14 protein-coding genes, 1 pseudogene and 1 riboswitch are annotated in these 17,141 nt (G+C 75.7%); of the genes and pseudogenes, 7 read left to right on the top strand and 8 right to left on the bottom strand.

All coding sequences use genetic code 11. From position 1 onward, the window contains the following. Window positions 1-444, bottom strand: a pseudogene (locus D459_RS31785) (hypothetical protein); the annotation flags it as partial. Window positions 445-605: 161 nt separating this feature from the next. After that, window positions 606-1,511 (bottom strand): Lrp/AsnC family transcriptional regulator, encoded by a 906-nt coding sequence (locus D459_RS0116020; RefSeq protein WP_017594027.1) that lies wholly within the window; start codon window positions 1,509-1,511, stop codon window positions 606-608. Between the two features lie 630 nt (window positions 1,512-2,141). On the opposite strand from D459_RS0116020, the gene D459_RS0116015 reads away from it, so the two are divergent. From D459_RS0116015 to D459_RS0116005, 3 genes are all read left to right on the top strand, one after another. Further along, entirely contained in the window at window positions 2,142-3,125 is a 984-nt protein-coding gene (locus tag D459_RS0116015; RefSeq protein ID WP_017594026.1) for a DMT family transporter, read from the top strand. Between the two features lie 7 nt (window positions 3,126-3,132). After that, window positions 3,133-4,383 carry a glycosyltransferase gene (locus D459_RS0116010; RefSeq protein WP_017594025.1) on the top strand — a complete coding sequence of 417 codons (1,251 nt, stop codon included), beginning with the start codon at window positions 3,133-3,135 and terminating at the stop codon, window positions 4,381-4,383. A gap of 162 nt (window positions 4,384-4,545) precedes the next feature. Continuing rightward, window positions 4,546-4,875 (top strand): hypothetical protein, encoded by a 330-nt coding sequence (locus D459_RS0116005; protein WP_152522995.1) that lies wholly within the window; start codon window positions 4,546-4,548, stop codon window positions 4,873-4,875. Between the two features lie 26 nt (window positions 4,876-4,901). Here the strand turns inward: D459_RS0116005 and D459_RS0116000 are convergent, their stop codons facing one another. Beyond that, window positions 4,902-5,849 (bottom strand): LysR family transcriptional regulator, encoded by a 948-nt coding sequence (locus D459_RS0116000; protein WP_017594023.1) that lies wholly within the window; start codon window positions 5,847-5,849, stop codon window positions 4,902-4,904. A gap of 131 nt (window positions 5,850-5,980) precedes the next feature. On the opposite strand from D459_RS0116000, the gene D459_RS0115995 reads away from it, so the two are divergent. Beyond that, window positions 5,981-7,255 (top strand): pyridoxal phosphate-dependent aminotransferase, encoded by a 1,275-nt coding sequence (locus tag D459_RS0115995; protein ID WP_026120442.1) that lies wholly within the window; start codon window positions 5,981-5,983, stop codon window positions 7,253-7,255. A gap of 308 nt (window positions 7,256-7,563) precedes the next feature. Then, window positions 7,564-7,812, top strand: a complete 249-nt coding sequence (locus D459_RS0115990) for a DUF6457 domain-containing protein (RefSeq protein WP_017594021.1) — start codon at window positions 7,564-7,566, stop codon at window positions 7,810-7,812. A 34-nt stretch (window positions 7,813-7,846) separates the two neighbouring features. On the opposite strand, the gene thiD is transcribed toward D459_RS0115990, so the two are convergent. The 3 genes from thiD to D459_RS0115975 form a co-directional block, all read right to left on the bottom strand. Next, a complete protein-coding gene (thiD, locus tag D459_RS0115985) occupies window positions 7,847-8,650 on the bottom strand; it encodes a bifunctional hydroxymethylpyrimidine kinase/phosphomethylpyrimidine kinase (protein ID WP_017594020.1) in 804 nt (267 codons plus the stop codon). After that, window positions 8,640-8,738: riboswitch (TPP riboswitch) on the bottom strand. Its footprint overlaps the gene before it by 11 nt. A gap of 56 nt (window positions 8,739-8,794) precedes the next feature. After that, complete coding sequence (locus tag D459_RS0115980; RefSeq protein ID WP_017594019.1) at window positions 8,795-9,754, bottom strand: DUF368 domain-containing protein; 960 nt, start codon at window positions 9,752-9,754, stop codon at window positions 8,795-8,797. A gap of 332 nt (window positions 9,755-10,086) precedes the next feature. After that, complete coding sequence (locus tag D459_RS0115975; protein WP_017594018.1) at window positions 10,087-11,793, bottom strand: AMP-binding protein; 1,707 nt, start codon at window positions 11,791-11,793, stop codon at window positions 10,087-10,089. A gap of 427 nt (window positions 11,794-12,220) precedes the next feature. Between D459_RS0115975 and rocD the strand changes: the two genes are divergently transcribed. Then, on the top strand, window positions 12,221-13,498 hold the full coding sequence (rocD, locus tag D459_RS0115970) for an ornithine--oxo-acid transaminase (protein ID WP_026120441.1): 1,278 nt from the start codon (window positions 12,221-12,223) through the stop codon (window positions 13,496-13,498). Window positions 13,499-13,647: 149 nt separating this feature from the next. On the opposite strand, the gene D459_RS0115965 is transcribed toward rocD, so the two are convergent. Further along, window positions 13,648-14,751, bottom strand: coding sequence for an SGNH/GDSL hydrolase family protein (locus D459_RS0115965; protein ID WP_017594016.1), 1,104 nt, complete (start codon window positions 14,749-14,751; stop codon window positions 13,648-13,650). A gap of 310 nt (window positions 14,752-15,061) precedes the next feature. Here D459_RS0115965 and D459_RS0115960 point away from each other — a divergent pair, with 310 nt between their 5' ends. Next, window positions 15,062-15,580, top strand: coding sequence for a Uma2 family endonuclease (locus D459_RS0115960; protein WP_017594015.1), 519 nt, complete (start codon window positions 15,062-15,064; stop codon window positions 15,578-15,580). Window positions 15,581-15,766: 186 nt separating this feature from the next. On the opposite strand, the gene D459_RS0115955 is transcribed toward D459_RS0115960, so the two are convergent. Further along, a complete protein-coding gene (locus D459_RS0115955) occupies window positions 15,767-16,969 on the bottom strand; it encodes an aminotransferase class I/II-fold pyridoxal phosphate-dependent enzyme (RefSeq protein WP_017594014.1) in 1,203 nt (400 codons plus the stop codon). Window positions 16,970-17,141: the final 172 nt, after the last annotated feature.

The raw sequence follows: 17,141 nt of genomic DNA, 5'->3' as shown, positions 1-17,141 counted from the left end.
TTTCCGGGTTTCCGGGTTTCCGGGTTTCCGGGTTTCCGGGTTTCCGGGTTTCCGGGTTTCCGGTCTCACTAGCTTATTATATCCGGCGCCATGGGAGACGGCGACCAGGGGGGCCTTTATCAGGTGCAGGTCGTCGCCGTAGCTGGCGGTCAGGGCGAGGTCGAAATCCTCTTCGATCGCCTGCTCCCACGGGGCCGTGGCGGCGCCCAGGTCGTTCAGGTATTCGGTGACGCCCTCGCGGAAATTCGAGGTGCGGGCGCGGGTGAAGACCAATTGCACGCGGAGGTCGGAATCGAACACCGGAAGAATGTCGGTCAATCGCGTCATCGCGGTGACCGTGTGCGCCACGACCAGGACGCGGCGGCAGTCCGGCCGGGTCGACCAGTTCTCCGCGGCGCGGCCGATCGGGACGTTCAGCCGTTCCTGCACCGACAATTCCGCCACCGCTCCTTCCGACGTCCGTCACCGCAACGCTATCCGACCCGGGGAGGCGGCCGCGGGGCGGGTTCCGGGCGGCGGGGGAAGGGCGTGGCCGGAAGAGGACGGCCCGGCGGACGTGCGCGGACGCAGCGGGTCCGGGACCGGCCATCCAAGGGCCGGGCGGGTCAGGGCAGGGCGGGGCGGAGCCTCGGCACCTCCACCCGGGACAGGTGGACCCAGGTCTCGGTCAGCCGCACCCCGGGCAGGCCGCGCAGCCGCTCGAAGAGGTCGCGCAGCTCCTCCAGGGAGGCGGCCGCGGCCGTTCCCACCAGGTCGTTCCCGCCCAGGCAGCGGGCGAGGAAGCGGACCTCCCGCCACTCGGCCGCGCGATGCAGGGCGGTCTCCGCCGGGCCCAGGAGGCGCAGCGCGAAGCCGCCGTGCCGGCGCAGGCCGGCCGCGGACGGGGCGAGCTCCGCGGTCACCCGGAGCGCACCGCTGTCCAGCAGCCGCAGCACCCGGGTGCGCACCGCCCCGGCGGACAGCCCTGCGTGCCCGGCCAGCTCGGCGAAGGGCAGCCGGCCGTCCCGCTCCAGCAGGTCCAGCAGGAGCAGGTCGGTGCCGTCGGGGACGATGTCCGGCGGGTCGGCCGCGGCCATCCGGGGGTCCTTCAGCACCTCGGTGCAGACCGCGGCGGCGGTCCGCACCACGCCGGGGAGGGCGCGCACCCGGGCCACGGCGGCCGACAGGCCGGCCAGGTCGCGGGCGCGCACCTGGGCGGCGAGCGGGAACCGGCCGGCGGTGAGGTGCACCGCCGCGGTCCCGGGCAGCTCGGCGATCCGGCCGGCGACCGCCGAGGTCGCGCCGTTCACGTCGACCGCGACCACGGCGAGCGCGTCCGCGCCGCGCACCGCCGGGTGCACCACGCCCACCACCTTGAGGCGGCCGGCCTCCTGCATCCGGCGCACTCGCAGCCGCGCGGCGGCCCGGGACAGGCCCACCCGGGCGGCCAGGGCCTCGAACGGCAGCCGGCCGTCGGCCCGGAGCTCGCGCACGATCGCGCCGTCCGTCTCGTCCAGTTCCACCGCGCCCACCGGCGCTCACCTACCTCGCTGGGGGAATTTCCCCCTAATTCTGCACAAGCGCGCGGAGGCGCGCCGGGAGACGGTCGAGGATCGGGTTGACAAGTCGGCGGATCCCTATCTCGGTCGCGGGGACCGGTCTCTTCCCCGGGCGCGGAGCTCTGTCTTCCGCTACGCGCGGGAGCTCTGCTTTCCGCTACGCGCGGGAGCTCTGCACCCCCGCAGTACGGGGATTTACCCGACTTCCGGATGAGGACGTTCGACCTGGGTCCGGGGGCCGGTACTCCGACTTTTGACCAATGGTTTCCGCCATATGTCCGTCTGTTGGGGGACGCGAAGAAGAGGGCTGTTATCTATGGTTCGGGTAGGAGTGCCAGAGAGGGCGTGCGGAGACGGAGGGAAGGGGAGGCCGGAGGCGGTTGGAAGGGGTTCCGCCGGGTGAGGGTGGTGCGGAGGCGCCCCCGGAGGTGGGGCGAACACCACCCGGACCGGGGTGGTGCCTTCATCGATTCCGGGAACGGCGCTCCGTAACGTTTTCAACGACGACAGCGCGGCGATGACGAGCCGCCGTACGGAGGGGGACAGCGTGGACGTTCCGGAGCCGGTCGGCCGGACCCCCGGTTCCCTCGGGGCGGAGGTGCCATGCTGATCTGGTCGGTCCTGATCGCGCTGGCCGGGGCGTTCTGCATGGCCCTCGGCTCGGCGCTGCAGGAGCGCGACGCGGTCCGCGCGCCGGGCAAGAGCGTCGCCCGGTTCAGCCTGCTGGTCTACCTGGCCCAGCGGCCGAGGTGGCTGATCGGCACCCTCGCCGCGGCGGCCGGCGTCTCCCTGCACCTGATCGCGCTGAGCGGGGCCCCGCTGACCATCATCCAGCCGATCGGCGTCACCGGTCTGCTGTTCGCGATCGTGCTGTCGATGGCCTTCACCCGGCGCCGGGTGCGCCCGGGCCAGATCGGCGCGGGCGTGGCGGTCATGGTCGGCCTGGTCGGCGTCATCATGCTCTTCCCGCACACCGCGGACACCCCGCGGATGACGGTCGGCACCGCCCTGGTGCTGGCCGGGTGCGTGCTCGGCGTCGGGGCGGTCGCCCTCGCGGTCGCCCGCAAGGTGCGGCCGGGGATCCGGGGCGTGATCCTTGCGACCGTCGGCGGCAGTGCGCTCGGCACGACCTCGGCGATCGCCCGGGTCGTGGCGTCCGGGACCGCCGCCGACCCGATGGCCGTGTTCAGCTGGCTGACCCCGATCGCGATCGGGGTGGCGCTGTTCGGCGGGCTGATGATGCAGAACGCCTACCGCACCGGGCACTTCTCGGCCGCCTACGCGATCCTCCTGGTCGCCGACCCGGTGGTCGGGGCGGGGCTGGGCGCGCTGCTGCTCGGCGAAGGACTGCCGTCGTCGCCGCCGGAGCAGGCGGCCGCCGCGGTGTTCGCGGTGGTGGCCGCGGCCGGCATCGCGGTGCTGGCCAAGTCGAAGAACCAGAACCCGGAGGCCGCCCGCGGCGTCCGGTCCCGCGGAGAGGGTTCCGCCGCGGATCCCGAACCAGGACAGGAGAAGCGAGATGTCCTCACCGATGGAGAGAGCCCCTCGGACCTCCGGACCGGAGAGCCGACGGACCACAGGGCGTGACCGGCGGTTGCGCGTCCTCATCGGCACCGACACCTATCCTCCGGACGTCAACGGGGCCGGCTACTTCACCCACCGGCTCGCCACCGGCCTCGCCGAGCGCGGCCACGACGTGCACGTCGTCTGCGCCTCGGAGGAGGGCGCGCCCGGCATCGCCTACGACGGGGAGGTGACGCTGCACCGGCTGCGCTCCGCCCCGGTGCTGGTCCACCCGACGATGCGCACCGCCGTCCCGCTCGGCATCGCGGGCCACGTCGCGCGGATCATGGACCGGCTGGCCCCGCACGTGGTGCACGCGCAGAGCCACTTCACGGTGAGCAGGGCGACCGTCCGCCAGGGCCGGATCTCCGGGACCCCGGTGGTGCTGACCAACCACTTCATGCCGGACAACCTGTTCGCGCACGCGCACATCCCGGAGCGGCTGCAGGGCCTCGCGGGCCGGCTGGCCTGGCGGGACATGGTGCGGGTGGCCAACGAGGCCGACTACGTCACCACGCCCACCCGGCGCGCCGCCGACCTGCTCGCCCAGAAGGGCTACGACCGCCCGGTCGAGGCGGTCTCCTGCGGCATCGACCTGGAGCGCTTCCACCCCCGCCCGGCCGAGCGGGCCGGCGCCCGCGCCGGGTTCGGCCTGCCGGACCGGGAGACGATGGCGTTCGTCGGCCGGCTCGACGAGGAGAAGCGGATCGACGAGCTGATCCGGGCGCTGCCGCTGGTGCACCGGGAGCGGGACCTGCAGCTGGTGCTGGCCGGCACCGGGCAGCGCGAAGCGGAGCTGCGCGAGCTGGCCGCCGGGCTGGGGGTCGCCGACCGGGTGCACTTCCTGGGGTTCGTCCCGGACGAGGAGCTGCCGCGGGTGTACGTGGCCGCCGATCTGTTCGCCATCGGGAGCGTCGCCGAGCTGCAGAGCATCGCCACCCTGGAGGCCATGTCGACCGGGCTGCCGGTGGTCGCGGCGGACGCCCTGGCCCTGCCGCACCTGGTGGACCGCGGCCGCAACGGCTACCTGTACCGGCCGGGCGACGTCGCCGGGCTGGCGGACCGGCTGCTCGCGGTGCTGGGCTCGGGACGGGAGGCGATGGGCGCGGCCTCCCGGGAGATCGCGCTCACCCACGACCACCGCCGCTCCCTGGCGCGCTTCGAGGAGATCTACACCGGGGTCCGGCCGACCAGGGGCGGTCCGCAGGGGCCGGTGCCCGGCCGCGGCGGGGCGGCCCCGGGGCGCCCGGCCCGGCCGCGGCGCCACCCGGTCCCGGCCTGAGCCCGGCACGGAAGCGGCCCGCCGGAGGGCTCCTCTCCCAGGGGGAGCGGCCCCCGGCGGGCCGTTTCCGCGCCCGCCGACCGGATGGTGACTTTCCGTGGTTTTTGCGTCACGATCTGGTGGGCTATCGCCTTTGCTGGAAACACACGAAGTGTGTGGTTCGTGGGGTCCAGCCGAACGGACGGGGCGGCGTACGCCGACAGCGTCGCCGCCCGTCTGAACATTGCCGAGTGCGAGGCCGAGGAGTACCAGAACCGGCTCGCCGAACTCGACCGCGCCCACCGCGACCTGGAGGAGCGGGTGATGCGGTTGGAGAACGAGCTCACCGCGGCCCGCCAGGACCGCCTGGAGGCCTTCACCCGGTGGTGGAACTGCCGGGAGGACCGGGACCGGGCCCGGCACATCGCCCGGAGGCTCCGCCGCCGCCTGGACCGGGCGGCCCGCCGCGAGCTCCGCACCCGCAGGGCGGGGGAGGAGCCGAGCACCGGCTGACCTTCCCCGGAGTAAGGGGGTGCGGGTCAGGCGCCGGGGATCCGGTCCAGCACCTCGGCGAGGTCGCGCTGGACGTCGGCCGCGGCTCGGCGCAGGGCGCGGAGCGTGACGCCGATGGCGGGGCGGCGGAGGCTGGCGGCGCGGACCGAGGCGTAGACGCCGCGGGCCGGGGCCTCCCCGGGAAGCCGTCGGAAGGCCAGTCCCGCGGTCCCCGCGGTCAGCGCCAGGGCGGGCACCGCGGCGATGCCGATCCCCCGGGAGACCAGCCCCAGGATGGTGGCCAGCCCTTCGAACTCCCAGGCCGCCGCGGGGGCGCCGCCGACGTCGGCGAGGACCGCGTCGGTCCCGTAGCGGGACGGCTCGCCCTGCGGGGCCGCGATCCACGACTCGCCGACCAGCCGGTCCAGCTCGACCGGGAGGGCCGGGTCGGCGAGCCGGTGGTCCTCGGGGACCGCCAGCACCATCGGGTCGCGCAGCAGCAGCTCGTGGCGGATCTTGCCGGCGCCGGTGTCCGGGGGGCGGCCGGTCCAGATATCGACCAGGGCGATGTCGGCCTCCCCGGCGCTGACCTGGCGCACCCCCGAGCCCTCCATGGTCTGCCGGAGCACCAGCTGCATCGAGGCGTGCCGGCGCAGCCGCTCGGCCAGGCGCGGCGCGAACGCGACGGCGCCGGTGGGGAAGGCGGTCACGGTGACCCTGCCGGTGACGACCCCGCGCTGCTCGGCCAGGACGGACTCGGCCGCCTCCACCATGGCCAGGATCTGCTCGGCCTGCTCGGCGAGGAGCCGGCCGGTCTCGGTGAGCTCGGCGCTGCGCGCGCTGCGGTCCAGCAGCTGTGCGCCGACCTCGCGCTCCAGCGCGGCGAGCTGCTGGGAGACGGCCGAGGGGGTGTAGCCCAGGGAGGCCGCGGCGGCCGCGATGGTGCCCTGCTCGGCGAACTCCCGGAGCAGTTGGAGCCTTCTCAGATCGAGCATAAGGACAGCTTACGCTCACCATCGAAAAGAGTCGCTTGTGGTAACGCGTCGGGCGGGGCAGGCTGAGAGTGAAGGCACCGGAAAGGCGGTCTCAAGACCGGCCACCTGGATCAGCTGGAGTTGATTCCTCCATGACAGTCGCCGTTTCAGCGACCCTCGCCGTCAACGAAGCCCTCGCCGAGAAGCGCCGCCAGGGCGTGCAGGTGCTCCCGCTCGGCTTCGGTGAGGCGGGGCTTCCCGTCCACCAGATGATGCGGGACGCCCTCTCGGCCGGGGGAGGGGACAACGCCTACGGTCCGGTGGCCGGCAGCGCCGTGCTGCGCGAGGCCGCAGCGGGCTACTGGGGCCGGCGGGGGCTGCCCACCGACCCGGACGCGGTCGTGGCCGGCCCGGGCAGCAAGCCGCTGCTGTACGCGCTGCTGCTGGCCATCGGCGGCGACGCCGCGATCGCCGCGCCGAGCTGGGTCAGCTACGCCGCGCAGAGCCGGCTGGCCGGCAACCGGCCGCTGTTCGTGCCGACCGAGCGCGGCCAGGGCGGCGTGCCCCAGCCGGACCTGCTGGCCGAGGCGGTGAGCACCGCCCGCGGGCAGGGACGGGACGTGCGCGCGGTGATCACCACGCTGCCGGACAACCCCACCGGGACGGTCGCCTCCGAGGACACCGTCCGCCGGCTCGCCGAGGTCGCCCGCGCCCTGGACCTGGTCGTCATCTCCGACGAGATCTACCGCGACCTGGTGCACGACCCGGCGGTGGAGGTCCGCAGCCCCGCCGAGTTCGCCCCGGAGCGCACCGTGATCACCACCGGGCTGAGCAAGAGCCTGGCCCTGGGCGGCTGGCGGCTCGGCGTCACCCGGCTGCCGGACTCCCCGCTGGGCCGCCGGATCCGGGCCGGGCTGCTCGGCGTGGCCAGCGAGATCTGGTCCAGCCCGACCGGGCCGGTGCAGCGGGCCGGGGCGCTGGCGTTCGCCGAGCCCGCCGAGCTGACCGCGCACATCGAGCGCAGCCGCCGGCTGCACGGGGCGGTGGCCCGGGCGGTGGCCGAGCGGTTCACCGCGGCCGGGGCGTCGGTGGCCGCGCCGCAGGCGGCGTTCTACCTCTACCCCGACTTCGAGGCGCACCGCGAGCGCCTCGCCGCCGACCACGGCGTGGGCACCGGCCCCGAGCTGTGCGGGCTGCTGCTGGAGCGGTACGGCATGGGCGTGCTGCCCGCGGTGGAGTTCGGCGAGAGCGCCGAGGCGCTGCGGATGCGGGTGGCCACCAGCCTGCTCTACGGGGAGACCGAGGCCGAGCGGTACGCGGCGCTCGCCGTGGACGACCCCACCCGGCTGCCGTGGATCCAGGCGCACCTGGACCGGCTGGAGGAGGTGCTGGCCGACGTCGCCGCCCCGGTGGCGGCCGCGGCCTGAGCGGCTCCCGGGCCCTCCGGGGGGGAGGCCCGGGGGCGGACACGGAGGAGCGGGACCGGTCATCGCGGAAGGGCCGGTCCCGCTCCTTGCCGCCGGGGCCAGGCTAGCGCCCCCGCGGGCCCCGCCGCACCCGGACCCTCCCTTCCCCGCGGCCGCCCCCGCGCCGCCCCAGGGCGATGATCTTGACGTTGCGGGGGCATCGGAGCGCTCTGATGCCCCCGCAACGTCAAGATCATCGTGCTGCCGCGTTCCCCGGCGGAGTCCTAGGATCGTCGGCGAGAGCAGAGCACCGATGCCGGGGAGCGACGATGACGCTGGTGGAATGGGCGCGGCTGGTCAGCGCGGAGCTGGAGCTGGCCGAGGAGATGGACAAGGCCGACGTGGACCGGATCCTCGACCTCGCCAGGGACGCCGCGCACTCGGTGGCCCGCCCGGCGGCCCCGCTGACCGCCTACCTGATGGGCATCGCGGTCGGCCGCGGCGCCGACCCGGCCGAGGCGGCCGCGGCGCTCAGCCGCCTCGCCCTCGCCCAGGCGGACGGGGACGGGCGGGGCTGAGTCCGCGCGCCGGGGCCGGCGGGGACGGGCGCCGTCACCACCAGGCGTGGAAGTGGTGCACCGGCCCCTTGCCGCGGCCGACCTCCAGCTCGTCGGCGCGGCGCAGCGCCTCGGTCAGGTAGGACTTGGCGTCCCGCACCGCCTCGGCGACCCCGGCGCGCTGCGGGAGCAGGGCCGCGATCGCCGACGACAGGGTGCAGCCGGTGCCGTGCGTGTTCCTGGTCGGGATCCGCTCCGCGGTGAACGGGACGGCCGGGGCGTCCGGCTCCACCAGCAGGTCGGTGCTGTCGCCGCCGGAGAGGTGGCCGCCCTTGAGCAGCACCCGGGCCGGGCCGAGCTTGAGCAGGCGGCGGGCCTGCTCCTCCATCTCCGCCAGGTCGGCCGCCTCGTCCTCGCCGAGCAGGTCGGCGGCCTCCGGGAGGTTCGGGGTGACCAGGTCGGCCCGGGGCAGCAGCACGGTGCGCAGCGCCTCGATCGCCTCGGCGGCCAGCAGCCGGTCGCCGCTCTTGGCCACCATCACCGGGTCGAGCACCACGTTGCGCAGCCGGTAGGCGTCGAGCGCCGCCGCGACCGCCTCGATGACGCCGGTGTCGGCCAGCATGCCGATCTTCACCGCGTCGATGCGCACGTCGTCCAGGAGCGTGGTCAGCTGCCGGGAGACGAACTCCGGGGGGACCGGGTGCACCGCGGCGACGCCGGTGGTGGTCTGCGCGACCAGGGCGGTCACCACGGTGGTGCCGTAGCCGCCGAGGGCGGAGAAGGCCTTCAGGTCGGCCTGGATCCCCGCGCCCCCGCTGGGGTCGGTGCCGGCGATGGACAGGATGTTGAAGGAGCCCATGTGGCGTCCCTTCGCTAGTGCGAGCTAGATCAGGTTCGACGGGTGTGTTCTCAGCCGGTGGCGTGCACCGGCACCCCGCGCCGTCGCTTCCGCCCCGAAAGGGCCGGAGCGGCCGGCCGCCTCGGCGGCCGGGTCTTCAGCCTGTCACAGCCGGGCGGACTCCCGGACGGCGGGCCGGGCGTGCCGGCCGCCGCCGGAGCCGCTCTTCCGGCCGCCCTTCTTGACCAGGTGCTCGATGAGCAGGACCGCGACCACGATCGCGAATCCGACCGCGACCATGACCAGGGTGAACGGGACGTCCCCGGAGGGGGCGTAGAGGGTGCGCTCCTCGTCCTGCCAGGGCCACAGGGCGCGCAGCGAGCCGGCCATCACACCGGTCAGCGCCACCAGGGTCACCATCCGGTGGTGCTCCAGCAGCCACTGCAGCAGCTTCACGAAGAGCGCGCCGCCGAGGAGCGCGCCGAGGAAGAAGGTGCCGAGGTAGCCGAAGTCGCGGTTGTTCACCGCGTCCATGGTGGGCGCGTACAGGCCCAGGGTGAGCAGGATGAACGAGCCGGACATCCCCGGCATGATCAGCGCGGAGACCGCGACGGCCGCGGCGACGATCACGATCGGGGCCGAGGGCTCCACGTGCGCGGGCGGCAGGCCGGTCAGCACGAAGGCGATCGCGGCCGCCGCGATGGCTAGCAGGTAGTGCCAGGCCTTCCAGCGCTGCCCGCCCGCGGTGTAGGGCACCCAGAGCGAGGCCAGCACCAGGCCGAAGAAGAGGGCGTAGGAGCGCTGCTGCTCGGACTCGACCAGCGGGGCGATGATCTTCGCGGCGAGCAGCGCGGCGGCCACCATGCCGATGAGCACGGCGCCGATGGCGGCCCAGTCGGCCTGGCGGAACTCCGCGGCGGCCCGCCCCGCCCCCCGGCCGCGCGGCAGGTCGGAGGCGGCCAACCGGAGCCCGGTGAGCACGTGGCCGGCCGAGGTGATGAGGGTCTCGTACACCCCCACGATCAGCGCGACCGTGCCGCCGCTGACGCCGGGAACGACCTCCGCGGTGCCGATGAGGCCTCCGCGGACGACGTTGGACAGATGGGTCCCGATGGTTTTCGCCATATCTCGTGTTTCGTCTTCGAGGGATCGAGGAGGGATGCCGCGAACGTGCCGGAGGCGGGAACGGCCGGGACTCCGAGCGGCGGCGCGAGCCTCACAGTCTAGGGATTCCGCGGGCTCCGCCGGGCCTGCTCGCCCGTCCCGGGCGGCACCCCGGCAACGTGCGGGCGGCGCGGGCGGGTTCCCGGAACCGGCGAGGCTTCCCGCATTCCTTCTTCCCGCGCCCCTCCGCTTCCCCCGGCGGCGCGGCCCCTTCCCGCGACCGTCCCGGCACCGCGGCCCCGTCGGCGCGCACCGGCGGGCCGCGGCGCCGAGACCACCGGCCGGGGGCGGGGTCAGCGGCCGGCGGGCGCCCCCTCGCGGGCGGCGGGGGCGGCGCCGCGCGCCACCGCAGCCGCCCACCGGTAGTCCTGCTTGCCGACGGCGGTCCGCCGCACCCGGTCGACCACGCGGAAGGCGCGCGGCACCTTGAACCCGGCGAGCCGGGTGCGGCAGTGCTCGCGGAGCCGCTCCGGGGACGGGGAGCGGCCGGGGACCGGTGCGATCACGGCGGTGACCCGCTGCCCGAGCAGCTCGTCGGGGGAGGGCACCACGATGGTGTCGGCGACGTCGGGGTGCGCCTTGAGCACCGACTCGACCTCTTCGGGGTAGACCTTCTCGCCGCCGGTGTTGATCACCGCCGAGCCGCGGCCCAGCAGCACGATCGACCCGTCCTCGGCCACCGTGCCGTAGTCGCCGGACATCACCCAGCGGCGGCCGTCCGGGTCCCGGGGGAAGGTCCGCTCGGTCCTGTCCGGGTCGTTGAGGTAGCCGAGCGGGATCCGGCCGGTGCGGGCGATCCGGCCGATCCGGCCGGCCGCCTCGGAACCGGGCGGCAGCGGGCGCATCCGCTCGTCCAGCACGGACACGCTGGCGCCCATGGCGAACCGGCGCTCGCCGGGGCCCTCGGCGGCCGCGCCGCACACCCCGGTCTCCGAGCCGCCGTAGCTGTCCCGCAGCGCGATCCCGGGCCGCCAGGTGCGCCACAGGGCGCGGACCGCCGGGGTGAGCGGGGTCCCGCCGGAGGCGACCGTGCGCAGGCCGGCGCAGGCGTACCCGCCGGCGAGCAGGGCCTGGGCCAGCGGCCGGGCCATCGCGTCCCCCACCAGCTGCACCGAGTGCGCGCCCTCCCGGTCGGCCAGCGCGGCGACCCGGTCGGCGTCGAACACCCGGTCGGTGTTGAGCAGCACGGTCTTGCCGGAGAACAGCATGCCGAGCGCGTTCCACTGGCCGGCGGCGTGCATCAGCGGGCCGAGCACCAGCATCCGGTGGGCCGAGCAGGCCAGGGCGCGCTCCCCGGCGTCGGCGGCGCTCCGGATGCGCGGGTCGCCGGGGCCGCGCCGCTCCAGGGCCGCGCGGAAGATGTCCTCCTGGCGCCACATGACGCCCTTGGGGAAGCCGGTGGTGCCGCCGGTGTAGAGCAGGTAGAGCGCGTCGCCGCGGGACTCGGCGGCGGGCTCGGGCAGCTCCGCCGCCCCGGCCAGCGCCTCCTCGTAGCCGGTGCCGGGCAGCGGCCCGGGCTCCGGGCACGGGGCGCCGTCGTCGAGCAGCAGCACGTGGCGCAGGCGCGGCAGGCGGTCGCGGACCCCGGCGACGGCGGGGGTCAGCGAGCGCTCCGCGATCAGCGCCACCGCCCCGGAGTCGTCCAGCACGTAGCGGAGCTCCTCGGCGATGTAGCGGTAGTTCACGTTCACCGGGACGGCGCCCGCGCGCAGCACCCCGAAGAACGACTCCAGCCATTCGGCGCGGTTGTAGGAGAGCAGCGCCACGTGCTCGCCGGGGCGGACGCCGGCGGCGGCCAGGTGCCGGGCGAGCAGCCCGGCGCGGCGCTCCAGGCCGGCGTAGCTCAGCCGGCGGCCGCCGGCGGCCACCGCGGTGCGCTCCGGGACGGCGGCGGCGACCGCGGAGAGCAGGCCGGGCAGGCCGAGGCCCCGGGGGTCCGGGGCGGGCGATGCGGGGGCCGGCCCGGACGGGGCGGCGGCCCGGTGTCCTGTTTCGGTCAACGCTGGTCCCTCCCTGAGGCCGGTCTACCCGGCCGCGTCCATGGCGACCGATCCTGTACCTGTGCGGGCGGTCACAGCCGGCCGGGGTGGTGCTTTCCGAGGTCAGCGCGGGACCGCCGAAAACGCAGGTCAGTACGGCGGATCCGGGGGAACCGGCCGGGGCCGGGGGTTTCGGGTGTGACCTCCGGGCGGAGGGCCTGTGACCGAAGTCGCCGCGCCGCGGGCGCCCGGCGGCCCGGGCCCGCCCGCGGCGCGGGGCGGGAGGGGGCCGGGCGGCGCAGGGGAAACCCGTCCCCTCCGGACCCTTGTGTCCCGATACGGGCATCTGTTCTGCTTCTGGAGGCCGCTCCGGGTGCGCTTCCCCACACCCGCCCCGGGGTATCCACAGAGCGAAAAACGATCAATGTCGATCGGAAGGGACACCTGGATGAGCGACACCCGCGTTCTGGGGAACAGGCAGTCCGGAGGAGACCCCTCTCGACCCCCTGTCTCGACCGCCGAGCACATCGCCCTCGCCGAAGCCCGTTCGGCGCACAACTACGCCCCCCTGCCCGTCGTGATCGCCGAGGGCGAGGGCGCGTGGGTCACCGACGTCGAGGGCCGGCGCCACCTCGACATGCTCGCCGGGTACTCGGCGATGAACTTCGGGCACCACAACCCGGACCTGCTCGCCGCCGCCCACCACCAGCTGGACCGGGTGACGCTCACCAGCCGGGCGTTCTACAACGACCAGTTCGCGCCGTTCGTCACCGCCCTCGCCGACCTGGTCGGCAAGGAGCGGGTGCTGCCGATGAACACCGGGGCCGAGGCGGTGGAGACCGCGATCAAGGTCTCCCGCAGATGGGCCTACGACGTCAAGGGCGTCCCGGACGGCCAGGCCACCATCGTCGTGGCGGGCGGCAACTTCCACGGCCGCACCACCACCATCATCTCCTTCTCCTCCGACCCCGACGCCTACGGCGGCTTCGGCCCCTACACCCCCGGGTTCCGCTCGGTGCCCTACGGCGACGCCGACGCGGTCGCCGAGGCGGTGGACGGCACCACCGCCGCGGTGCTGGTGGAGCCGGTCCAGGGCGAGGCCGGCGTGGTCGTCCCTCCCGCCGACTACCTGCCCCGGCTGCGCGAGCTGTGCGACCGGGAGAACGTGCTGCTCATCGCGGACGAGGTGCAGGCCGGGCTGGGCCGCACCGGCACCGTGCGGGCCTGCGAGCACAGCGGCGTGGTGCCGGACGCCTACCTGTTCGGCAAGGCGCTGGGCGGCGGCGTCGTCCCGGTGTCGGCGATGGTCGCCGACGAGTCGGTGCTCGGGGTGATCCACCCGGGCCAGCACGGCAGCACCTTCGGCGGCAACCCGCTGGCCGGCGCCATGGGCCGCACCGTGGTGCGGATGCTCAAGGAGGGCCCCTACCTGGAGAACGCCCGCCGGCTCGGCGAGGTGCTGAGCACCCGGCTCAAGGAGTTCACCGGCAACGGGGTGGTCGCGGCGCGCAGCATCGGGCTGTGGGCCGGCATCGACGTCGACCCGGCGCTGGCCACCGGGCGCGAGATGTGCGAGCGGCTGCTCCGGCGCGGCGTCCTGGTGAAGGACACCCACGGCTCCACCATCCGGTTCTCCCCGCCGCTGGTGATCAGCGAGGAGGACCTGAACTGGGGGCTGGACCAGCTCGGCGCGGTCCTCGCCGACCTGCGCGCGGAACGGGGCTGACCGGGGGCCGGGCCGGCCTGCGGGGCCGGCCCGGCCGCCGCCCGCCCGGGAGCGCCCGGAGGGACGCCCCCGGGCGATGATCTTGACGTTGCGGGGGTATCAGAACGTCCTGATACCCCCGCAACGTCAAGATCATCGGGGGTGGGACGCTACTCGGCCAGGTCGCGGGCGAGCACCTCGGGCTCCGCGCCGTCCACCCGCTCCCGCGCCGCGTACAGGTCGCGGCCGGGCCCCTCGGAGACGGCCTCCCGCACCCGCTCGCCGAAGGCGGCCTGCCCCGCCGCGGTGGGGTGGAAGCTGCTCCGGTCCACCGAGATGCCCTCGGTGAGGCTGCGCAGCACCACCCCGTTGAGCCAGGACTCCTCCGCGCTGACCTCGTGCCCGTCGAGGGTGTCGTAGACGTCGACGAACTCCACGCTGCCCGTCCCGCCGTCCTCGGCGATGCCCTCGTCCGCCTCCTCCGCGGCGCGGCGCAGCCGGTCGTTGAACCGCTCCACCGTGCCGTTCAGCCAGAGCTGGTCCTCCACGGTCAGCGTGTAGTACATGCCCGGCGGCTCGTCGGGGAAGAGCCGCGGGTAGCCGAGCAGCAGCACCCGCGCGTCGGGGGCCCGGTCGCGCACCTCGGCGAGGATCTCCTCCACCGAGGACCCGACCGCCCCCATCCGCCGGTCGATGCTCTCCTCCTGGCCGGTGCAGACCCCGCTGGACAGCAGCGGCACCCGCACCAGGCAGGTCCGCAGCACCGGGGTGAAGCCCAGGTCGTTGCCGCCGATCCCGACGCTGACCAGCGAGGTGAACTCGGTGACCCGGTCCAGCTGGGAGCCGTCGCCGGCCTCCTCCAGCATCCGGTCGGCCCGCTCCTTGCTGCACGCCTCGAAGCCGAACCCGCCGGCGAAGTCGAACGCCTCGGCGGTGCGCGAAGGATAGGAGTTGGCCGAGCGCCAGCAGCCGTCGCCGCCGGTGGTGCCGTTGAGGTAGTCGCCGGCGCCGTCCCCGGAGGAGTAGGAGTCGCCGAGCGCGATGTAGTGGCCCCAGGTGGCGGCCTCCACCGGGTCGAGCCGGACGCGCCAGTCCTCCTCGGGGTCCGGCCCGGGGCCGCCGCTCCCCGGCGGGCAGCCGGTCAGGGCGCACCAGGCGCCGGTCAGGCCGTCCCGGGCCGGCGGCACGGCCACGGCGGCCAGCAGGAGCAGGGCCGCGGCGACGGCGGCCGCCGCGACGATGCGGCCGCGCCGCCCGACGACCGGTCCGCGCACCGCCGCACCCCTTCCGCACACGCCCCGCGCCGCTCCGGCGGCGCGGGGAGGCCTCGCCCAAGGGGCAGGTTACCCGCGCCCGGCGCCCGTTCCCGGGCGCGCCGCCGACCGGGTCCGGCCCGCTCCGCGCTGACCGGCGCATACGCCCCCGAAACCGGACGGAACGCGGCGGGGCCGGAACCGGCCGCCGCCCCAGGGCGCGCACCGGTACCGGAAACCGCCCGCGCGGCCGGGGCGCCGCCGCTAGCATGTCCCCGTCGGAACGGGCGTGGGGGCGCCGTACGCGGCATTGGCGTGGGGGGCGCCGCACATGAAGACCACCGAACTACTGGACGCGCACGAGATCCGCTATGAGGTCCTGACCGGCGCGATCGTCATCGCACCGCCGGCGGACCAGCTGCACCAGGAGATCCAGCTGGACATCCTCATGCAGGCCAGGAGGGTCGGCTTTCCGGCGACGATGGACGCGTCGGTCTCCTTCCCCGGCGGCGAGGACGAGTTCCGGCCCGACGTCGCGGTCTACGACGAGCACACCGTCCTTCCGCGGGCCGGCAACCGGCCGGGGGAGCGGGTCCTGCTGGCGGTCGAGGTCGTCTCGCCCTCCTCCCGGCTCCACGACGAGGTGGCCAAGAGAGAGCTCTACGCCCGGCTCGGGGTCCCCGCCTACCTGATCGTCCAGCAGACCGGCGACCTGTGGACGCTGCACCACACCCCGGCCGGCGCCGGCTACACCCGGCTGATCGAGGGGCCGATGGGCGACTTCGTCCCGGTCCCCTCGCTGCCCTGGGCGGTGCGCACCTGGACCCTGGACCGGTACATGAACGGCTGACCGCCCGGGCCGCCGTCCGCAGGCCCTCCGGGGCGCGGCCGGCCGGCGGTGGCCGAGGGCCCGGGACCGGTGCAAGGCGCCGGCTGCGCCGGCCCGGCGGGCGGGCGATCCGCTCCGCGGCCGGAGCGGTAGAGGAGCAGGGCGGCCGGTCCCGGTCTCCGCGGCGGCCGCGGAGACCGGTCGGCGTCAGGGCCGGGTCGCCGCCACCACGTCCAGGGTGCGGGCCAGGTCGGCGTCGCCGAGGTCGGCGCGGAGCGTCAACCGGAGCCGGGACCGCCCGTCGGGGACGGACGGCGGCCGGAAGCAGCCGACCCGGATCCCCGCCGCGCCGCATCGCCGGGCCCACTCCACGCAGGCCTCGGGGGAGGGCGCGGCCACCGAGACGACGGCGGCGTCCGGGACGGACGCCTCCAGGCCGCACCCGGCCAGGCCCGCGGCCAGCTCCCGGGCCAGTCGGCGCAGCCGGGCGGGGCGCTCCGGCTCGGCGCGCAGCACGCGCAGCGCGGCCAGGGCCGCCGCCGCGGCCGGCGGCGCCAGCCCGGTGTCGAAGATGAAGGTGCGCGCGGTCTCCACCAGGTGCCGGACCACCGCCGCGGGCCCCATCACCACACCGCCCTGGGCGCCCAGCGACTTCGACAGGGTGGCCGACACCGCCGTCCCGGGGTCGCCGCGCAGCCCGGCGGCGGTCAGGCAGCCGGCGCCGCCCTCGCCCAGCACGCCCAGCCCGTGCGCGTCGTCCAGCAGCAGCGCCGCCCCGGCGCCCCGGCAGGCGCGGGCGAGCGCGGGCACGTCGGTCAGGTCGCCGTCGACGGAGAAGACCGTGTCGGAGAGGACCACCGGGCGCAGCCCCTCGGCGGGCGGGGCGGCCAGGGCGGCGGCCGCCGCGCCGGGGTCGCCGTGGTCGAACAGCGCCACCCGGGCCCCGGCCCCCTTGGCCAGCCGGGCGGCGTCGATCAGCGAGGCGTGGTTCCCCCGGTCGCACACCAGGTGCGCGCCGGCGCCGGCCAGCGCGGTGACCATGGCCAGGTTCGCCGCGTAACCGGAGGAGAAGACCAGTGCGGCCTCGGCGCCGTAGAAGCCGGCCAGCTCCTCCTCCAGCTCGCGGTGGAGCAGGGTGTCCCCGGTGACCAGCCGGGAGCCGGTGGCGCCCGCGCCCCAGCGCCGGGCCGCCCCGGCGGCGGCCCGCACCACCTCGGGGTGCCGGGTCAGCCCCAGGTAGTCGTTGGAGGCCAGGTCGAGCAGGTCCTCCTCGGCGCGGCGCGGGCGCAGCACCCGGCGGAGCCCGGACGCCTCCCGCTCCCGGGCCGCCGCCGCGAGCCAGCCGAACGGGCCGCCGGCCGTGCCGCGCCCGGACGCGGGCGGGGCCGCTTCCTCCCCGGTCACCGTCATAAGCTGCCACCTCTCCTCGTGCCCGGCCCGATCGGCCGCCTCTCCCTCCTGCGCGGGGGAACACCGAAGGCGGCGGAGGGCGCCGGGCTCCCGCCCCCTGCCGCGCGGCCGCGTCAGCGTACTGTCCGCGCCCCTGCGGGGCCAGGGGCCCGCATCGCCGCTCCGCGGTCCG

Source organism: Nocardiopsis potens DSM 45234, from assembly GCF_000341105.1.
GTDB classification, from domain to species: domain Bacteria; phylum Actinomycetota; class Actinomycetes; order Streptosporangiales; family Streptosporangiaceae; genus Nocardiopsis_A; species Nocardiopsis_A potens.
Note: the sequence above shows the minus strand (reverse complement) of the source record. Positions and strands in the feature narration are given on the sequence as shown.

Bases quoted from the DNA above. Each gene is read 5' to 3' on its own strand.
- D459_RS0115990 (WP_017594021.1), top strand. From the start codon at position 7,564: ATGACGCTGGTGGAATGGGCGCGGCTGGTCAGCGCGGAGCTGGAGCTG.
- D459_RS0116000 (WP_017594023.1), bottom strand. From the start codon at position 5,849: ATGCTCGATCTGAGAAGGCTCCAACTGCTCCGGGAGTTCGCCGAGCAG.
- rocD (WP_026120441.1), top strand. From the start codon at position 12,221: ATGAGCGACACCCGCGTTCTGGGGAACAGGCAGTCCGGAGGAGACCCC.
- thiD (WP_017594020.1), bottom strand. From the start codon at position 8,650: ATGGGCTCCTTCAACATCCTGTCCATCGCCGGCACCGACCCCAGCGGG.
- D459_RS0115980 (WP_017594019.1), bottom strand. From the start codon at position 9,754: ATGGCGAAAACCATCGGGACCCATCTGTCCAACGTCGTCCGCGGAGGC.
- D459_RS0115955 (WP_017594014.1), bottom strand. From the start codon at position 16,969: ATGACGGTGACCGGGGAGGAAGCGGCCCCGCCCGCGTCCGGGCGCGGC.
- D459_RS0115995 (WP_026120442.1), top strand. From the start codon at position 5,981: ATGACAGTCGCCGTTTCAGCGACCCTCGCCGTCAACGAAGCCCTCGCC.
- D459_RS0115960 (WP_017594015.1), top strand. From the start codon at position 15,062: ATGAAGACCACCGAACTACTGGACGCGCACGAGATCCGCTATGAGGTC.
- D459_RS0116015 (WP_017594026.1), top strand. From the start codon at position 2,142: ATGCTGATCTGGTCGGTCCTGATCGCGCTGGCCGGGGCGTTCTGCATG.